We start from the raw sequence: 18722 nt of genomic DNA, 5'->3' as shown, positions 1-18722 counted from the left end.
GACAAATTGCGTACAGAGATTTATCCTTTCTGCTTGTCACCGAGTCCGTGGCAGGCTGAAAGGAATAAGCAATGTCTCTCAATACCCAACATCCAGGCATTTCCAACGAGGAGCGACTGGAACGTATCAATGTTCTGCGTCGCAATTTGAGCGAAAAAAACATTGGGGCCTTGCTGCTTGGGTCGACCGAGAGCCTGCTTTATTACACAGGCCTCGTCTGGCATTCCAGCGAGCGACTGCTTGGCGCAGTCGTTACATCCAGCGAGATTGTTTATATTGTTCCGGGGTTTGAGCAGAGCCGGGTTGAAAGTCTTCCGCATTCGGCTGGCGAAATCCGCATCTGGCAGGAAGAGGAAAATAGTGCTGCTCTCGTCGCTTCCCTCCTGAAAGCCGGTGAAACGCTCGCTGTTGACGATGCTGTTCCGCTGTTTGTTTATAACGCATTGCGCCGTGAAATTGGTGCAGAACGCCTTGTCGATGCTGGACCGATCATTCGGGAACAGCGTATCGTCAAGTCGCAGACCGAAATCGACATTATCAAATATGCCATGGGGCTGACACTGGAAGTGCACCGCCGTGCGCATCAGTTCATTCGTCCGGGCATCGCGGCGTCCGATGTCGTTCGTTTTATCGATGAGCAGCATCGCGAAATGGGTGCAGGCGGCTCGACCTTCTGCATCGTTTCTTTTGGCGAGGCCACCTCTCTGCCTCATGGTGCAGATGGCGAACAGTTCTATAAGAATGGCGATGTCATTCTGGTTGATACCGGCTGCCGGATCGATGGTTATCATTCCGATCTGACACGCACCTATATGCTTGATGAGCCGACAGCCGATTTTGAACGCATCTGGAGCATTGAACGGCAAGCGCAGCAAGCCGTTTTCGACGCTGCGAAGCTCGGTGCTGCCTGTTCCAGTCTCGATGATGCTGCTCGCTCCGTGCTGGTTAAACATGGGTTGGGGCCGGATTATCAGCTCCCCGGCCTGCCGCATCGTGCGGGCCACGGTTTGGGACTGGAAATCCATGAAGCGCCTTATATCGTGCGTGGTAATCAGTTGCCGCTGACAGCGGGTATGTGCTTCTCAAATGAGCCGATGATTGTCGTGCCGGGACAGTTTGGCGTGCGTCTCGAAGATCATATTTACATGAGCGCCGAGGGCGCGCAGTGGTTTACGCAGCCCGCAAAAGGACCAACAGAACCATTCGCGTGATTTTTGTTTGTCGCATTATCCTACGCAAAACCGCTACGCACTTTTGCTGGAAATGCTTTAAAGGATATGCTGATGACGGAAAGCGATAATAACGCCATCCCTGAACGCAAGCGCGGTTCTGGCGGGAAAATGGTCTATGACCTGCTGCGCGATGAAATCCTTGATCTGGTGCTGCCGCCCGGCAGCCCGATCGACGAGGTTCAACTGGCAGAGCGGTTCAAAATGTCCCGTACGCCGATCCGTGAGGCTTTGGTGCGACTGGCAGGCGAGGGCCTAATCGACACCCTGCCAAATCGCTCGACGATGGTGTCGAACATCGATTTTCTTAACATGCATACCTATTTCGATGCGTTGACCCTGATGTATCGCGTCACGACCCAGCTTGCAGCAAAGAACCATCGACGGGAAGACCTAGACATCATCGCTGTTCATCAGGTGGAATTCGCCAAAGCTGTGGAAGCGCAGGATGCACTTTTAATGATAGCGACCAATGCGGAGCTTCATCTCGCAATCGCAGAGGCGGGTCGCAATCCATATTTCACGAGCCTCTTCAAACGCTTGCTCGATGAAGGCCGACGCATTCTGCGGCTCTATTATCAGTCTTATAATGATCGTCTGCCACGGCGTTTTGTCGAAGAGCATGAAGAAATGATCGCGGCAATCGCCGCACGGGACATAAAACTGGCCGAACAGTTGGCGCATGAACATGCAGAGCAGATCGTGCGGCAGGTGCAGAAACTGGTGATGCGCGATGACCGTCTGGAAATAAACCTGTAGCGCCGTGTAATTTTTGTCGACAAATAAAATACAGACTGATATATCAGTTGTAGCGAGCTGAAAATGGCAAAGGTCATAACAGTCAAATCGCTCTGGTTTTGTTTGTTGCATTGTCCGTAGCAAAGCTGCGCTGCAGTTCGACGGAAGTGCGCTGAGAGGAGTTTTCGATGGCTGCCAATATTTTTTCCGGCGTGATTCCGGCTCTGATGACCCCGTGCAAGGACGACCGCACGCCTGACTTTGATGCGCTGGTGCGCAAGGGGCAGGAACTGATCGACGCTGGTATGTCGGCGGTCGTTTATTGCGGTTCGATGGGCGACTGGCCTCTGCTGACTGATGAACAGCGCATGGAAGGCGTTGCTCGCCTGACCGCTGCTGGCATTCCGGTTATCGTTGGTACTGGCGCTGTAAACACCGCTGTTGCTGCCGCCCATGCTGCCCACGCACAGAAAGTCGGCGCAAAGGGCCTTATGGTTATCCCGCGCGTTCTGTCGCGTGGCTCGGTGATTGCGGCACAAAAGGACCATTTCAAGGCTGTGCTTTCGGCTGCACCTGATCTTCCTGCAGTTATCTACAACAGCCCTTATTATGGGTTTGCAACCCGCGCCGATCTGTTTTTCGCATTGCGTGCGGAACATCCTAACCTCGTTGGCTTCAAGGAATTCGGCGGTCCTGCTGACATGCGTTATGCAGCCGAAAACATCACCAGCCGCGATGACGATGTCACGCTGATGATCGGTGTTGATACGGCTGTGTTCCATGGATTTGTGAATTGCGGTGCAACCGGCGCTATCACTGGCATCGGCAATGTTCTGCCGAAGGAAGTTATCCAGCTTTGCAAGTTGTCGCAGGCAGCAGCAAAGGGTGACGCCGATGCGCGCCAGCGTGCGCTTGAACTCGAACAGGCTCTTGCAGTTCTTTCGTCTTTCGACGAAGGCCCGGACCTCGTGCTTTACTTCAAGCATATGATGGTTCTGAAGGGTGACAAGGAATATACGCTGCACTTCAACGCAAGCGATAAGCTCTCCGACAGCCAGCGTGGTTATGTTGAAGCACAGTTCAAGCTGTTCAACAGCTGGTATGCCGAGTGGAGCAAGCTTCCGGGCGCTGTTCAGACCTACAAGGCTTGAATATAGAAATAGATTGAAAAAGCCCTCCGTTTGGAGGGCTTTTTTGTTTTTAACTAATGGCGTCTAGGCCTTTTTCCAGCAGAACATCGAGTTGGTCAATTTCTGCTTTGGTGAGCTTGATGCCTTCACTTTCGGACTCAGCGCGTGCCTTGAAGCGGCGCTGCGAGGGCAGGCGGGCACCTTGTCCGACAATAGCGTCAAAAAGCATTTCCGCACGTGCAAACGGATCGCCCGGGCGGCCCTTCGCAAAAGCTTCTGGCGAGAATGCGATGATCAGTTCGCCGTGCACTGGCGACAGGGTTGTCGTGCCAAGAAAGTCGAGCACTTCCGGGCTGGTCAAATCGCCAATCATGATGGCTGCAAGGAGTTCAACCATCGTGCTGATTGCTGAACCCTTATGTCCGCCAAATGGCAACATGGCACCAGCAAGTGCAGTTTCCGGGTCGGTTGTCGGGTTGCCTTCTGCATCCAGCGCCCAGCCTTCCGGCAATTGCTTACCAGCGCGGCGATGCAGTTCGATTTCGCCACGTGCTGCAACCGATGTTGCAAAGTCAAAAACATAAGGTGAGGTTTCTTTGCGTGGCCAGCCAAATGCAAACGGGTTTGTGCCGAGCAGTGGTTTGTTGCCCCCGGTTGGTGCAACGGTCGCGTAGCTTGGGCACATTACGAGTGCTGCCAGACCTTCGTTTGTCAGTGCTTCGACTTCAGGCCAGAGTGCCGAAAAATGTGTGCAATCATTGATGACAAGCGCTGCAATGCCATTCTTACGCGCTCGCTCGGCAAGCACAGGAACGCCTGTTTCAAACGCAGCATTGGCAAAGCCGAAATTCGCATTCACCCGTACGATGCTTGAAGCTTCATCGGCTACGATTTCAGGAATCGCGTCTGCCTTTACCTTTCCGGCCTTGACTGTGCGCAGCGCACCTTCGATACGATATATGCCATGGGATTTGCAGTGATCGCGTTCACCCGCGATAATAACGCGCGTGACGGCAGCAGCCTGTATAGCGTTCAGCCCTGCTTTACGAAAAATCGCCTCTACGCGGTCGTGAAGCGTGGAAATGCTCAGGATGGTGGTCTCGCTCATCATGCATCTTTCATGGCTAAACCTGCATGGAACGTCCCGCAGGCAATTGATATGTGCGCACACACTGTATACAAACAAACAGGGTATACAATCATTAGACAAGTACAATTTAGATGCAGTGAGATACTGGTTTAATTGTGCGTTGATTTCTACAGGAGGATGGACGAATGGCATTTACGCCCAAAGGGAAACACTTTGTTGCTGGCGAATGGCTCGATGGAGCCGGAACTTTTGAATCTTCACCAGCAAGTGGGCCAGCGCATTCGTTTGCAGTCGGTACAGTCGATCTGGTGAACCGCGCTTGTGAAGCTGCGGAAGATGCTTTTTGGTCTTATGGCTATTCGACACGCGCGGAACGCGCCACATTCCTGCGCGCAATAGCTGACGAAATTGAAGCACGTATTGCTGATATCGTCGTGATCGGCTCGCAGGAAACTGGCTTGCCGGAAGCACGCCTTCAGGGTGAAACCGGCCGCACGACTGGTCAGCTGCGCCTGTTTGCTGACCATATCGAAAAGGGCGATTATCTTGATCGCCGTTTTGATGCTGCCCTTCCTGATCGTCAGCCAGCACCACGCCCAGAAATTCGTTTGGTTCAGCGCCCCATAGGTCCTGTTGCGGTATTCGGCGCCTCGAACTTCCCAATGGCATTTTCGACAGCTGGCGGTGACACCGCAGCAGCTCTTGCTGCGGGTTGCCCTGTGGTCGTGAAGGGCCATTCGGCGCATCCGGGAACAGGTGAAATCGTAGCACAGGCTGTTGAAGCCGCGATCAAAAAGACCGGCGTTCACCCCGGTGTGTTCTCGCTTATCCAGGGCGGACGCCGCGATGTTGGTCATGCGCTGGTTCAAAATCCAAACATCAAGGCTGTAGGCTTCACCGGTTCGCTGGCTGGTGGCCGCGCATTGTTTGACCTTTGTGCTGCGCGTCCAGAACCAATTCCATTTTTCGGTGAGCTTGGTTCCGTCAATCCAATGTTCCTTCTTCCTGAGGCCATGAAAGCGCGGGCAGAAACACTCGGTCAGGGCTGGGCTGGTTCGTTGACAATGGGGGCGGGCCAGTTCTGCACCAATCCCGGCATTGCCGTGGTTCTTGATGGTGCTGATGCCGATCGCTTCACTGCGGCAACGGTTGAGGGCCTTAAGAAAGTCGCTCCGCAGACCATGCTGACTGATGGTATCGCGCAGGCATACCACGAAGGCAAAGAGCGTTTTGAAACGCGCAATGCTGTAAAGCCGCTCTACGAAACCGAGTCATCGGGTCGTCAGGTTTCGCCAAACCTGTTTGAAACAACTGGCGAGCGCTTCCTGTCTGACCATGCGCTTGGCGAAGAAGTGTTCGGTCCTCTCGGACTGGTCATTCGCGTTGGCTCCGTTGACGAGATGGAAAAACTCGCGCGTGGCTTTGAAGGTCAGTTGACTGCAACCATTCATATGGATGCAGGCGATATTGGCGAAGCGCAAAAGCTTCTGCCTGTTCTGGAGCGCAAGGCTGGCCGTGTGCTGGTCAACGGCTTCCCAACGGGTGTTGAAGTTGTGGACTCAATGGTTCACGGTGGGCCATACCCTGCATCGACCAACTTTGGTGCAACCAGCGTGGGTACAATGTCTATCCGTCGCTTCCTGCGCCCCGTTTCCTATCAGAATTTCCCGAAGGAACTTCTGCCAGAAGACTTCGCGTAATCGCGCACATATAAAATAACAAAGCTGCTTTATCGGAGTAGTTTATAATCTTTTGGGCCGGAGCATCTGTAATGATGCTTCGGCTTTTTTGTCATTACATATCAAAATGTTCAATAACAGTTGCAATACGCGTGATTTTATGGCCCCCGATTTAGGTTCCTGAGAATGAATGGCACGGCGTAGCTTCAAAAGACGCTCCCGTAACGTTGAGGGAAATTGGACCACTCTAAAAGAAAAGCAGTTTTGCGGTTCATACGAAACGTCATCGTTTGATGACATCAGCCCCCCTTTGTTATTCGTTTGACGGGCAAGGTCTATGGCGCTCCGAAACATAAGCATAGGACCAGATGGGTACGGCGCAAATAGAGCTAAAGATTATTTTCTTGCTATCATGTGCGCAGCCGGCATCGGGAATTCTCCTTATATATCGTGGCAAGCGTATGCTAACTGATATGTATAACGTAGTATCGTATTTTGCTCTGTTTGATGGCGATGGTTTACCGAAAGAATTCTACTTCCGTGAAGTGCATTGAGAGGATATTGCGTCAGGAACGGTTTAAACATCCGCCGACGAGTGGGGCGATTTTCAGAACAATTTTGGTCTGAGATGCTGATAAGGTGCAAAGGTCTCTGGATATGCGCCGCCTCACCGGACGCTCTCACGCCAGATGAGCTACGGACGCAAATGCCGCCGCTCACTCGTTGCCAATTGTGGCTCTGCGTTGATAGCCTCTGATTGTCAAAAGCCGATGTACTGGCTGTTGCTGCTGATCAACAAATCAGTATTGAGATTGAACAAACGGCATAATTTCACCGCACGTATCAAAATATCGTTATGCTATAGTAGGTCCTCGGCATTACGGCAGAGCAGCTTGATGATGTCCAGATGTGGTGGGCTTTGGCTTAATCACAGCTACAGCCTGACCGATGCGCCGCCTAAGGGCAGTTTTATTGCTGAAAGGAAAGGCGTCACTTCTCGTTTCGCTCTAGCCATACTGAATAGGCAATTAGAACAAACCAAGATGTCGATATCGTAGTGATGAACATACCCATTCGCGTTCCTCCAGTGGATTAACTGGCTGGAGATGAAAAGGTTCAGGTGTGAGAAGAAAAAAAGAAAGCCACATATTGGTTGCGGCTTATCCCCGTCACGCTAGGAGGGGGTAGAGTGACGCGGAAAAGATTAACCCCGGACGAGCCGGGGTTTGATGGTTATTCCCTGCGCATCGTATCTTTGACGATTATCGCGGTAACGATGAACAGAGCGGCAAGTATGGTTCCTTCAATCAGAAAATACCAATGCATCGCTGGACCTCTGGAGCGTATCCCGAAAAGTGTGAAACCATTTTCGGAACAAGATGCGCGTAAAAAACAAAAAGATAGAGCATTTCTAATGCTTCAATGAAAACTGGAAATGCTCTAAGCTGACATTCGCCCGCCGAGTGATGTTTTGGCGGTCATCCATGGAATAGCTACTTCTGGCTTTTCAAGAATGTTGCGTTTTTTCGCAAACCCTTCAATGGCGTTGCGTGCAATAAATATCGGCTTAAAGCCATTATGTGCGTCACAGCATGTTTTCCACGCCATCTCATAAATGACGTCGCGGTCACCGTCTGGCCACTCGCGCAGAAAGTCTATGGCGTCTTCTAATCCCGCAATCTCTTGAACCAGATTTTTGGTGTCCCTGACAAAAATGGGGCTGTCAAACAAACGGTCGCTCACTTGAACCTCCATTTGATAGAACGATAAAGTTGGATTGACGGTATCGATTTAGTCACAAAACTATTCGTTTCAAGACGACTTCGATCACAAAATCTCGGATGAAAATTATGAATATGCACTATGGCGCAATATCGCATCGCACAATCAATTCGGTACTGCGCGGGGTTGTTGGTAATGACTGATGCAGGGCAGGAGCGGGCATTAGGCCGTGTCGAAGGCAAGCTTGATCATATCATCAGGGATCAGAAGCAGGCTCGATCAGACCGTAAACAGCAATATGAGCGACAAGAGAAAACCGGACGTCTGCTTAGGAAATGAGCAGGCAGATGAAAGGCATGAACCATCGCCTTGAAAAGGTGGAAGAACCCGTTGCAGATTTCAACCGCTGGCGTGAGCGTGGGGTAGGAGCAATTTGCGTGTATCCTTCGCTACCGCATCCCTCGGCGGATTATTCGCCACCTTTGGGAAAAAGATTTGGGCGTTGATGAAGGGATGAAACGCACATCTCATGTTGCATGGATTTGCTGGGATTTTTTGTAACCAGTTGTAATTGCGGGGAATCTATTTGTGACAAGATGCAACATGAAATCAGGCTGTAGCTAACCTGTGATGTATCTTAATGCATTGTTTTTGTTAGGAAATATTTTGGAGGCCTCACCCGGAATCGAACCGGGGTGCAAGGATTTGCAGTCCTCTGCGTAACCACTCCGCCATGAGGCCTTCCGAAGAGCGCTGTCAAATCAGTCAGTACACTCTTGATGAGTTCCAATATTGATCCAGACACGCTTCGTCAAGCCGTTACCGGCAATTGTACGTTTTTTCTCCAAGGCTTTCTAATCAAATGGCTTAATCGCTATTATTCGTCGGGGTCGCGGTCTGATGGGGTTTGTGGTCGTGCGAGATTGCCTTTGGAAAAAGTATAGCCGGTTTCCACTGCATTGCGCCCAAACTTGTTGCGCAAGTTGTCAATTGCACCTTCTGCTACCGCGCGTTTTGTGGCCGCGGTATCAACCAGATCGGGTGGATCGGCACGATCGTCAGCGGATAATTCCCCTACACCAATTCCCAGTAGTCTGAACTTTGTTCCATCGATTTCTTTTTCTAGTAGCTGAAGGCCCGTGCGAAAAATGCGATCCGCAAGTTGCGTGGGGTCTGCGAGCTGGCGATTGCGGGTGCGTAGTTTAAAATCTTGTGTCTTGAGTTTGAGGATGACAGTGCGCCCCGCAATGTCGGCTGTCTTAAGGCGGTGTGAAACCTTTTCCGACAAAGCGCGTAGGACGGGTACGAGATCGTTTGCCTGCGAGAGGTCTTTGTTGAAGGTGGTTTCTGCCGAAATGCTTTTCATGTCATGTTCTGGCTCGACCTTACGGCTGTCTTGCCCGCGCGAGAGTCTGAAAAGGCGCTGGCCCATCGTGCCATAGGCCTTCATCAGCGAGCCTTCATCCATTGTCTGCAACTGGCCGATTGTACGAATGCCGTCGCTTTCCAGTTTCGCATTAAACGACTTTCCAACGCCCCAAATCATGCTGACAGGCTTATCGCGCAGAAAATCCACTGCTTCGGCTTCTCCGATGACAGAAAATCCACGTGGTTTTTGTAGATCAGAAGCGACCTTGGCGAGGTATTTACAATAGGAAAGTCCGACCGAAATTGTAATGCCAATTTCGTCTTCCACGCGTTTGGCAAAGCGCGCAAGAACCAAAGCTGCAGGTGCACGGTGCAAGCGTTCGGTGCCTTCGAGATCAAGGAATGCCTCATCAATAGAGATGGGCTCGACGAGCGGCGTGAGTTCATGCATCAATTTTCGAACTTCACGGCCTACACGTGCGTATTTTTCCATGTTGGGTTTAACAACCACGGCGTCAGGGCAAGCTTCCAGCGCTTTGAACATCGGCATGGCGGAGCGCACGCCATGAATGCGTGCAATATAACAAGCGGTTGAAACAACGCCCCGCGTACCGCCTCCTATGATGACTGGTTTGTCGCGAATATCTGGATTGTCGCGCTTTTCCACAGAAGCATAAAAAGCATCGCAATCAACATGGGCGAGCGTGAGTTTGTAAAGCTCTGCATGACGCACAAGCCGCGGACTGCCGCACGCACTGCAACGTCGCGTCGTTGCAAATTTTTGCGGCGATAGGCAATCGCGGCAGAAACCTTGCTCCGAGTGATTTGTGGCATGAGAATCGGTCATAGCTGGATGCTGTTTTGTGAACATAAAAGGAACATCACTTTATACCATTAAACTATGGTATTACCACCGTTACTCGGTCACACTGTTAGTTGTGCACTTGACATTGCCAAGGATATCACCAAGTTTAGCATTATGAACAACCGTTTCGCATCCATACTCCATCGGCTCCAACCGATCATGGGATAGCAACCCTCGAATCCTGCTCAGCGCAGAGGATTCCGGGGGACGGTTTGCCGCTTGCCAACAAGCGGAATTGTTAAAAGCGCTTTCTAAAAAAATAATCAGTTATTCCGGACGAGAATCGTCACGGAGAGCAATCATCACTAGACAGCAGTGAGAGAACGTCATGAGCGTAAAGAACCGTAAGAAGCCAAAGATCGTTGTAAGCGACATTGACAACGAACGCCTGACAATTCTGGCTGGTAACGTTTCCGAAAAACTGGAAGAAGTTGCTGAGGAACTGTTACAGGAACTGGATCGCGCAAAGGTTGTTCCGCAGAAAAAGCTGCCGCTTGATGTTGTTTGCATGGGCTCGACGGTGGAGTTTCGCTCCAATGACGGCCACGAACGGAAGGTAACACTCGTTTATCCGGGTGAAGCAGATATTGCGCAGGGTAAAATTTCAATTCTCACACCGATTGGTACCGCGCTTATTGGCCTGACACCCGGTCAGTCGATGTCGTGGATTGCACGTGATGGGAAGGCACATGAGCTCAGCGTTCTGAGCGTTTCTCAACCTGCATCTGCGAACGCTTGATCGGGTTTTCACAAAATGCAAAAAAGCCCCGTTTCCGGGGCTTTTTTTAAACAGTCTTGGTTCGGTTGACTTTTGTTGTTCGTTTTTTCGGCAAACATTTATCGATGAAGTCACTGAAGACGTTCACATGATACATGAATACCAATAACTCGCCTCTGCCTCGCTTAACAAAGCCCTTTTGATCCAGAATACGATCAACACGTTTAACTTCTGCGAATTTCTGCCGGCATGTTGAGGCTGGTGTCACGCGTTGCGTGAAAAATGTGCCGTCGCTTAATGGGATTTTGGGCGTAGAATATTGAGCATCTTTCTCCGCCTCTGTCGTCACGCAGCCACTGATAAAGGCTAAACTAAAACAGAGAAAAATTGCCCGAATAAGAATCTGAAACATAGAAGCCCCTGCACGATCTACACCTGATTAATTTAAAATTGAGTTTTATAATCAATTTTAATTCGCAAGATTTTAAGCGTCATGCGAGAGGTGAGGGAACTGTTTTGCGACGCAGCCGTTTGTCTTATGGAAGTGATGGTCGTGTCAACCGAACATGACGGCATAGAAAACACAAAGATTTTTTCGGTTTCTTTTTGTGGCCAACGAAATGGCAGACGAGTTCTTTCCCCGTCCGACTGTTGCTTCACAATATTTTTAAAATTGTATCGTCATCCCGCCCGGCAAAAGCATCGCTGCTTTTTCTATTGTTGCGGGATCGCGGCCTGTTTCCTGGCAAAAGCGGAGCAGCGTTGGCTCGTGGCTTAGGTAGAATTGCAGCACGCCAGCAAGAAAGCCTGGCTCTTGCGCAGCCGAGCGAATGGAAGAAACCTCGATGCCTGTCAAAGCGAGGAAACGCGGCATTAGTTCATTATCCTGAGCCATCCATACGAGTGCCTCTACTGCAAGAGCTTCTGCCTCGGTCTCACTCATAACAGTTTTCATCTCACTTTTCTCCGCTCTAAGCTTATCCATTGCACCGTAAATCGCTGAAATTTCGATTCACGCTGATTTGCACTATACGCTAAAATGCAACGCAGATTCAGCTTTTGGGTGAAATAGCTGCAATGCGGGATTTGGGAGAATATTTGCTATTCGTCAATCAAATAGGCTTAAACTACATGGAATCCATTTGGGCGTAATGGGCGCAACAAACCTGTCGTTTGGCGGACAAGAATAAGACCAGGGAATATTCGATGACCAAAACTGTGATGATCGTCGAGGACAACGAACTGAATATGAAGTTGTTTCGCGATCTAATCGAAGCCAGTGGATATGAGACCATCAGGACCAGAAGTGGTCTTGAAGCGCTTGATCTTGCCCGTGAACATCGCCCTGATCTCATTCTGATGGATATTCAGTTGCCTGAAGTATCGGGTCTGGAAGTCACAAAATGGCTTAAGGACGATGAGGAACTCAAGCATATTCCAGTCATTGCTGTTACCGCATTTGCGATGAAGGGTGATGAGGAACGCATTCGGCAGGGCGGTTGCGAGGCTTACATATCCAAGCCAATTTCTGTTCCGCGATTTATTGAGACGATAAAGTCTTATCTCGGCGATGCCTGATTATTTTGAATAAAGGCACGCTCGCGATATAAGATCTTAGGGGGGCAGGGGATCATGACAGCACGAATTCTCGTCGTGGATGATGAAGAATCGAGCGTAAAGCTGCTTGAAGCTCTGCTTTTGCGCGAATATTATGAAGTTGTGTCCGCTTATGACGGGTCGGAGGCGATTGAAATCTGTCTGGGGGGGCAGATTGATGTCGTCATTCTGGATGTTTTGATGCCGGGTATTGATGGTTTTGAAGTATGTCGTCGTCTGAAAGACGATCCGCGCACGACCAATATACCGGTCGTGATGCTGACGGCACTTAATACAGCTCAAGATAAGATCACAGGCCTTGAAGCGGGCGCAGACGATTTCATGACGAAGCCCGTCAATGATCAGCGACTGCTTTCGCGTGTTAAAAGTCTAGCTCGTTTAAAGATGGTTTCGGATGAATTGTTTCAACGAACCGGGACGGTTGCGGATACAGAGGTGGAAGCGTTGCTTGTCACCAAACTTTCTGGTCGCTTCGGTGGAGGAGAAGACGCAGCATGCATTTTGATTGTTGATGAGAACGAAATCGCGGCTGCGCGACTGCGCATGATTCTGGGCGACGACTATTTCGTCGATGTCGCCAATGATGCCAATGATGCGCTTATCAAGGCGATAGAAAACGATTATGACAGCATCGTCATTTCAGCTGATTTTACTTATTATGATCCGCTGCGCCTTTGTTCGCAGATACGAACGATTGAACGCACGAGGCTTGTTCCGATCATTCTGATCGTCAATGAAGATGAAGGCTCGCTGGTGGTGCGCGCGCTCGAACTGGGGGTGAATGATTATGTCATGCGCCCATTGGAAAAGCTTGAGCTTTATGCGCGCTTGCGTACGCAGATTAAGCGTAAATGCTACAATGATCTTTTGCGTCAGAGCTTGCACCGCACCATCACTATGGCGGTTACAGATAGCCTCACAGGGCTGCATAACCGCCGTTACCTTGATACGCATATGCCAGTGCTTCTAACACGTGCTACAGGCCGCGAGAGGCCGTTAACGGTCATTATGATCGATTTTGACCACTTTAAGCGCGTCAATGACCAATATGGTCATGATGGTGGCGATGATGTGCTTCGAGAATTTGCGGCACGATTGCGTAAGAATATTCGCGGTATGGATGTGATGTGTCGCTATGGCGGTGAAGAGTTTGCTATTGTGCTACCTGACACTGATTTGGCCAATGCTGCAGCCGTGGCCGAGCGGATACGTGATGCGGTATCAGAAGAGCCGTTTTTGCTTTTTGGCGGAAAGCATCAGATTTCGATGACGATCAGCATTGGGATTGCGTCGCTTCGCTTAATGGGTGGCGATACGGTGGAAGCGCTTTTTGCCCGCACGGATGCCGCTCTTTATGAAGCAAAGAAGAAAGGTCGGAACCGTATTGTCCTTTCTGCGGCCTGAATGCCGTCGACAGCGCCCAAGAAAAAAGCCGTCTCATAGAGACGGCTTTTTGATTCCTGCCAGTTAGCCTGGCGGAAGAAACGAATTACTTGATTTTCGTTTCCTTGAACTCGACGTGCTTGCGCGCGATCGGGTCGTACTTAGTCTTTGTCATCTTATCCGTCATCGTGCGGCTGTTCTTCTTCGTTACGTAGAAGAAACCGGTGTCAGCGGTCGACAAAAGCTTGATCTTGATGGTCGTAGCCTTGGCCATATCGAAATACCTGCTCTTTCATGATTAAACCGCTACGAGTCTCACCTATTGGTAAGAAGCGGAAATTCGGCGCGACACTACGGTTTGAGAGCGAAAAGTCAACCCCGCTTCTTCTTTTGAACCAGCCTAATCGCAGCAAAGAGTGCAAAAGCCGCAAAAAAGATGCCGAGTGTGAGCGGAAATCCCTTCGGTCCCATCGCATCCATGCCGACTCCGACCGCCTGCGGGCCTGCCAGCATGCCAATTGCATAGCAAAAAATAAATGCAGCATTCGCAGATGCAAGTTCGCGTCCGGTGAGCTCAGAACCGAGATGGGCAAGACCCACGGTATAAAGACCAGCGACCACACCACCCCACAAAAATAGCACGGCAGCCATGAGATACCAGCTATACATCAAGTACGGTAGGGCGATCATTCCGATCAGGCCTGTGAGAGCACAGAACAGAAGCAATTTTCGACGGTCCGAAATCTTGTCGCTGATGATTCCCAATGGAATCTGCATCAACACATTGCCGAGTCCGATCATGGTCAGGAGTAGTGCTGCGTCTCCCTCGCTAAAGCCGACGCGTGCGCCAAAGACTGGAAACAGTGCGAAGCCTCCGGTCTCGACGGCACCAAAAACAAACACAGCCATTGTCGCGGTTGGAACTGCAAAGATAAATGGCAGGAAGGGGACGTGCTCGCCTTCCTCGAAATCTGGGCTATCGCGCCATGCGATCAATACTGGAATGATGGCAATTATGATGATTGCGAAACCGACATAGAAGGGCATGCCACCCGCGCTGCCGATTTTTGAGAATAACCACGGCCCGAGTGCGAAGCCGAGTGAGAGCGACGTCGCATAGATACCAAGTACCAAGCCTCGTTTTTCTGGTGGAGCGGAAGCGTTAATCCAGTATTCGGAAAGAACGAAAAGCACGGTCAGTGCGAAATGCAGTACGATTCGCAGTGCGAACCATGCCCAAAGTGGCTGCAAAAAATGAAATCCAAGAAATGCGAAACTGCCGATAAGCAGCATAAGAACGATTGCTTTCGCAACACCAAGGCGCGCTGCAATCGGTGCTGCAAGTGGTGCTGCAACGATGGATGCAAGCCCAGCGACAGCGGTGTTGGCACCAATCAGGCTGGCTGAGTGGCCTCGGCTTTCCAGCAAAACGCTCAAAAGCGGAATGCCTAGCCCGATAGCGGCACCCATAGCGCTGATCGTAGCAATCGCTGCCGCAAGCGAAGGCCAATGCAATTCGCCTTCACTGGGCCCCTTGCCGGGTTGCTGCGCTGCAAGATCGGCGGGATGAATTTCTTTGTTCATAAGGTCAGATCACTTCACGCACAAAGCGGCCATACCGCTTGCTGTATTGTACCACCGGAAGGGTGGCTGGCAATTCGTACCGGGTTTCTGTCAGCAGCGTCTTCGCTTCCTTCAGAATGGCCTGAGTAATACGGGCAACATCCAGTTTATCAACCTCATCAATCGAAACCCAATTTAAATCCTGAAGTTCTCCACCGGGAACAAGTTTCTGCTTTGGCAGTTCTGGCAGGCTGTCACGAAAAGCAATGAAAAAACGCGCATCAAATCGTCGGACATTTCCGGGCGGCGTGATCGCGCGTGCGAAATAGCGCAGATCGCCCAGCGCAGGCAGCGCGCCACCCTCCAGAAATGACAACCAGTCTTTGTTTGCAGGAGAATTGCCATCGTTTGACGACATGGCTGCTTGATGGTTTTGTCGGGCAAAACGAAGACCGGTTTCCTCAAAAGTTTCGCGAATGGCACAAAGCCCGAGCGCTCGTGCTCGCCTTAGCGTCGCGCGCACTCCCATGCCTGTGATAAGCTTAACCGTGTCCTCAGCGGTTAATTCGGATGCAGCGGCCATGCTGCCATCGCCGGGGTCAGCCCGACCTCCCGGAAACACATATTTTCCTGGCATGAAGGCGAGAGATTGATGGCGGCGTCCCATCAGAATACGCGGGATACGCTCGGTGCGATCAACAAGAAGAAGCGACGCTGCATCAAGAGGGCGAAGCAGCGGTTTTATTTTATCATTTGTGGTGTGTGAGGCGGATGTCACGGGAAAAACCCTGTCAGGTGACGTCGCCGTATTCACCTTCGCCTTTTCCGCCAAAACCATGCATGAACAAGGCCCATTGCAGTCCAATGGTCGCACCCTTGATCGGTTGCAGAAGCGCCAGTGACATCAGAACGATCATCGGTCCCCATATGGCCATATGCGCTATGAGTGAAAGGTCTGTCGTCGCCTCAACGCCCATGAAGGCACCAACGACGATATGACCAACAATCAAAATCGTCAGATAGGCAGGAAGATCATCGGCGCGCTGTTCGGTATAATCTTCATCACAGACAGAGCAATGATCAACTGGCTTTACAAAAGAACGAAACAATTTGCCTTCGCCGCAATGCGGGCAGCGGGATTTAAATCCGCGCCACATTGCCTGACCCAGATTGCGGGTTGGCCGGGTTGTTTTCTGGTTATCGCCGCCGAAAACGTGGATTTGATTATCTGTTGAACTGGCCTCTAACGTGTTCATTTGCGACCTTTTCTTTTTGAGCGCGAAACGCCTGCTGGCTTTCCCGTGCGTCCGCGCATTCCCTTGGTTGCCTTATGATGCGAACGCGTCGACATCGGCAGAGAGTGCGGTTCCGAAACCATCTCAAAACGAAGCGCACCCGCGACAGGGAGCGCTTCCACAAGCTTCACCGTGACTGTATCGCCGAGCCGGAAGCCTTTTCCGCTTCTTTCACCAGCGATTGCGTGGTTTGCTTCATCATACAGATAGTATTCATTGCCCAAACTTGAAATGGGCACAAGTCCATCCGCGCCATATGTCGCAAGAGAAACGAAAAGTCCGGCTCTCGTAACGCCGGTAACACGGCCCTCATATTCATCGCCAAGATGCGCTGCGAGGAAATGCGCAATCAGGCGATCAACGGTTTCGCGTTCGGCCAGCATGGCGCGGCGTTCGGTTGATGAAATAAGTGCCGCTATTTCTACGAGCTGCGCCTCTTCAGCCGTGGTCAGGCCATCATTTCCAAGTCCGAGAGCCTTCACCAAAGCGCGATGCACGATCAGATCGGCGTAACGGCGGATAGGCGAGGTGAAATGCGCATATTTGTGCAAATGCAGACCGAAATGCCCGATATTATCAGGGCTATAAATGGCTTGGCTTTGCGTACGCAACACAACCTGATTGACCAGATCCTGATGGTCGGTGCCTTCGACTGCTTCAAGAATACGATTGAACTGGCCCGGCCTAAGTTCTGCACCTTTGGCGAGGTTCATATCAAGCGTACGCAGAAATTCGCGCAGCGATTCCTGTTTGGCAAGCGCCGGTGCATCATGGATACGGAAAATGAGCGGCTGGCGCTTCGCTTCCAGAACTTCTGCGGCCGCCACATTGGCCTGAATCATAAATTCTTCAATGAGCTTATGTGCATCCAGACGTTCCGGCACGATGACTTTTTCGACTTTGCCATCAGGCGCGAGGATAATTTTCTTTTCCGGCAGATCAAGCTCAAGCGGCTCTCGTGCATCACGTCCGCGTTTAAGTGCTGCGTAGGCAGCCCAAAGCGGCTTCAGGATGGTGTCGAGGATAGGTGCGGTCTTCTCGTCCGTTGCACCGTCAATCGCCGCCTGTGCCTGCTGATAGGACAGCTTGGCGTGTGAGCGCATCAGGATGCGATGAAACTTATGTGATTTCTTATGGCCGTTTGCGTCAAACACCATCCGCACAGCAAGTGCCGGACGATCTTCCAGTTCACGCAATGAACACAGATCGTTTGAAATGCGTTCCGGCAGCATCGGCACGACGCGATCTGGGAAATAGACCGAATTGCCGCGCTTTAATGCCTCGCGATCAAGAGCAGAGCCGGGGCGAATGTAAGCTGCAACATCGGCAATCGCAACAACAGCGACAAAGCCACCGATATTCTTTGGATCCGTATCCGGCTCCGCATAAACGGCATCATCGTGGTCTTTTGCATCTGCTGGATCGATGGTGAGCAATGGCATTTCGCGCCAGTCTTCACGACCATCCAGCGTTGCAGGCTTTGCAGCCGCTGCTTCGCGCAAAACTTCCTCAGGGAAGATATGCGGGATTTCATGCTCATGAATAGCAATCATCGACAGCGCTTTTTCACTGTCTATGGAACCAACGACTTGACGCACTTTGCCAGAAGGCAGGCCATAACGGCGCGACGACAGAAGTTCCACTTCGACCAGATCACCACTCTTGGCATCTTGCAGTGATTGCGCGTCAAGCTGCACTTCCGGCTGCTTGCGATTGACCGGCTCAAGCCGCCATTCGCCATTGCTAAGCTTGCGCAAAACACCAAGAACGGCATTGTTGTTCTGCTCAAGAACCTTGATGACACGCGCCGAGTATTCCGGGCCGTCATGCTCTTTGCTGCGGAAAATCTTCGCCAAAACGCGATCACCGACGCCCACAACCGGTCCATCAGAGGTTTTGTTCAAGCGTGTGCGACGGATCAGAACGACGGGTGGTTTGCCATATTCTGCCTCGTCCCAATCGACAGGGCTAGCAACGAGACCGCCTTCTTTATCGCGACCGGTGATGTTCAAGCTGGCAATAGGCGGCAATGAACCCGGGCGCGACAAGCGGCGATCACGTTTTTGGACCAAGCCTTCATCGCTCAACTCACGCAACAGGTCTTTGAGATAAACCCGCGCATCACCCTTAATGTTAAACGCCTTAGCCAATTCGCGCTTGCCTGCACGGTCGGGATTTTCCTCGATAAATTTGAGGACTTCCTCACGCGTTGGCAGATAAGCAATAGGGTCGGCTGATTTTGCCTCGTTCAATTTCGCTGTTGCGGCACGCCGTTCGGTCCGTGCGGATCGTCCGGTATCGGGTTTGGGGAAACGACGTGCCAAT

At 51.2% G+C, this 18722-nt stretch carries 19 protein-coding genes and 1 tRNA gene; 9 read left to right on the top strand and 11 right to left on the bottom strand.

The features are described 5' to 3' along the window. Positions 1–71: 71 nt before the first annotated feature. The 3 genes from U2P60_RS06805 to U2P60_RS06795 all read left to right on the top strand — a co-directional run bounded on the left by U2P60_RS06805 (position 72) and on the right by U2P60_RS06795 (position 3118). Positions 72–1211, top strand: a complete 1140-nt coding sequence (locus U2P60_RS06805; protein WP_413571924.1) for a M24 family metallopeptidase — start codon at positions 72–74, stop codon at positions 1209–1211. 72 nt (positions 1212–1283) lie between these two features. After that, the gene (locus tag U2P60_RS06800; protein WP_413571923.1) at positions 1284–1988 is read left to right on the top strand and encodes a GntR family transcriptional regulator; all 705 of its coding nucleotides are present in this window, start codon (positions 1284–1286) and stop codon (positions 1986–1988) included. 167 nt (positions 1989–2155) lie between these two features. Continuing rightward, positions 2156–3118, top strand: coding sequence for a dihydrodipicolinate synthase family protein (locus U2P60_RS06795; RefSeq protein ID WP_310011308.1), 963 nt, complete (start codon positions 2156–2158; stop codon positions 3116–3118). 49 nt (positions 3119–3167) lie between these two features. Here the strand turns inward: U2P60_RS06795 and U2P60_RS06790 are convergent, their stop codons facing one another. After that, positions 3168–4205: an Ldh family oxidoreductase gene (locus U2P60_RS06790; RefSeq protein ID WP_413572020.1), complete on the bottom strand. Its 1038-nt coding sequence runs from the start codon at positions 4203–4205 to the stop codon at positions 3168–3170. 167 nt (positions 4206–4372) lie between these two features. Between U2P60_RS06790 and U2P60_RS06785 the strand changes: the two genes are divergently transcribed. After that, the gene (locus U2P60_RS06785) at positions 4373–5887 is read left to right on the top strand and encodes an aldehyde dehydrogenase (NADP(+)) (protein WP_313828685.1); all 1515 of its coding nucleotides are present in this window, start codon (positions 4373–4375) and stop codon (positions 5885–5887) included. Between the two features lie 1168 nt (positions 5888–7055). Further along, positions 7056–7292, top strand: a complete 237-nt coding sequence (locus tag U2P60_RS06780) for a hypothetical protein (RefSeq protein ID WP_313828684.1) — start codon at positions 7056–7058, stop codon at positions 7290–7292. 14 nt (positions 7293–7306) lie between these two features. On the opposite strand, the gene U2P60_RS06775 is transcribed toward U2P60_RS06780, so the two are convergent. Next, a complete protein-coding gene (locus tag U2P60_RS06775) occupies positions 7307–7609 on the bottom strand; it encodes a DUF982 domain-containing protein (RefSeq protein ID WP_313828682.1) in 303 nt (100 codons plus the stop codon). A 174-nt stretch (positions 7610–7783) separates the two neighbouring features. On the opposite strand from U2P60_RS06775, the gene U2P60_RS06770 reads away from it, so the two are divergent. Further along, entirely contained in the window at positions 7784–7927 is a 144-nt protein-coding gene (locus U2P60_RS06770) for a hypothetical protein (protein ID WP_413571922.1), read from the top strand. A gap of 328 nt (positions 7928–8255) precedes the next feature. Here U2P60_RS06770 and U2P60_RS06765 read toward each other — a convergent pair. After that, positions 8256–8329, bottom strand: a tRNA-Cys gene (locus U2P60_RS06765). Between the two features lie 136 nt (positions 8330–8465). After that, positions 8466–9803 (bottom strand): DNA polymerase IV, encoded by a 1338-nt coding sequence (locus U2P60_RS06760; RefSeq protein WP_413571921.1) that lies wholly within the window; start codon positions 9801–9803, stop codon positions 8466–8468. Between the two features lie 346 nt (positions 9804–10149). On the opposite strand from U2P60_RS06760, the gene rnk reads away from it, so the two are divergent. Next, positions 10150–10560, top strand: a complete 411-nt coding sequence (gene rnk, locus U2P60_RS06755; RefSeq protein WP_313829990.1) for a nucleoside diphosphate kinase regulator — start codon at positions 10150–10152, stop codon at positions 10558–10560. A gap of 46 nt (positions 10561–10606) precedes the next feature. Here rnk and U2P60_RS06750 read toward each other — a convergent pair whose 3' ends face one another. Together U2P60_RS06750 and U2P60_RS06745 are read right to left on the bottom strand one after the other, a co-directional pair. Continuing rightward, positions 10607–10951, bottom strand: coding sequence for a hypothetical protein (locus tag U2P60_RS06750; protein WP_413571920.1), 345 nt, complete (start codon positions 10949–10951; stop codon positions 10607–10609). Between the two features lie 255 nt (positions 10952–11206). After that, complete coding sequence (locus tag U2P60_RS06745; RefSeq protein WP_313829988.1) at positions 11207–11494, bottom strand: DUF3572 domain-containing protein; 288 nt, start codon at positions 11492–11494, stop codon at positions 11207–11209. 251 nt (positions 11495–11745) lie between these two features. Between U2P60_RS06745 and U2P60_RS06740 the strand changes: the two genes are divergently transcribed. Then, positions 11746–12117, top strand: a complete 372-nt coding sequence (locus tag U2P60_RS06740; protein WP_250042903.1) for a response regulator — start codon at positions 11746–11748, stop codon at positions 12115–12117. Positions 12118–12171: 54 nt separating this feature from the next. Then, positions 12172–13560, top strand: a complete 1389-nt coding sequence (locus tag U2P60_RS06735) for a PleD family two-component system response regulator (RefSeq protein WP_413571919.1) — start codon at positions 12172–12174, stop codon at positions 13558–13560. Between the two features lie 85 nt (positions 13561–13645). On the opposite strand, the gene rpmG is transcribed toward U2P60_RS06735, so the two are convergent. The 5 genes from rpmG to rnr all read right to left on the bottom strand — a co-directional run bounded on the left by rpmG (position 13646) and on the right by rnr (position 18721). Continuing rightward, on the bottom strand, positions 13646–13813 hold the full coding sequence (gene rpmG / locus U2P60_RS06730) for a 50S ribosomal protein L33 (RefSeq protein ID WP_140903472.1): 168 nt from the start codon (positions 13811–13813) through the stop codon (positions 13646–13648). A 98-nt stretch (positions 13814–13911) separates the two neighbouring features. Continuing rightward, complete coding sequence (locus U2P60_RS06725) at positions 13912–15054, bottom strand: MFS transporter (protein ID WP_413572019.1); 1143 nt, start codon at positions 15052–15054, stop codon at positions 13912–13914. A 73-nt stretch (positions 15055–15127) separates the two neighbouring features. Beyond that, a complete protein-coding gene (locus tag U2P60_RS06720) occupies positions 15128–15739 on the bottom strand; it encodes an NUDIX hydrolase (RefSeq protein WP_413572017.1) in 612 nt (203 codons plus the stop codon). A 154-nt stretch (positions 15740–15893) separates the two neighbouring features. Continuing rightward, complete coding sequence (locus U2P60_RS06715) at positions 15894–16358, bottom strand: DUF983 domain-containing protein (protein WP_313829982.1); 465 nt, start codon at positions 16356–16358, stop codon at positions 15894–15896. After that, entirely contained in the window at positions 16355–18721 is a 2367-nt protein-coding gene (gene rnr, locus U2P60_RS06710) for a ribonuclease R (RefSeq protein ID WP_413571918.1), read from the bottom strand. The genes U2P60_RS06715 and rnr overlap by 4 nt, the downstream gene beginning before the upstream one ends. Position 18722: the final 1 nt, after the last annotated feature.

The sequence above is a fragment of the Brucella sp. H1_1004 genome (assembly GCF_047308065.1).
In the GTDB taxonomy this organism is placed as follows: Bacteria; Pseudomonadota; Alphaproteobacteria; order Rhizobiales; family Rhizobiaceae; genus Brucella; species Brucella pseudogrignonensis_B.
This window is presented reverse-complemented; position numbering and strand designations above follow the sequence as displayed.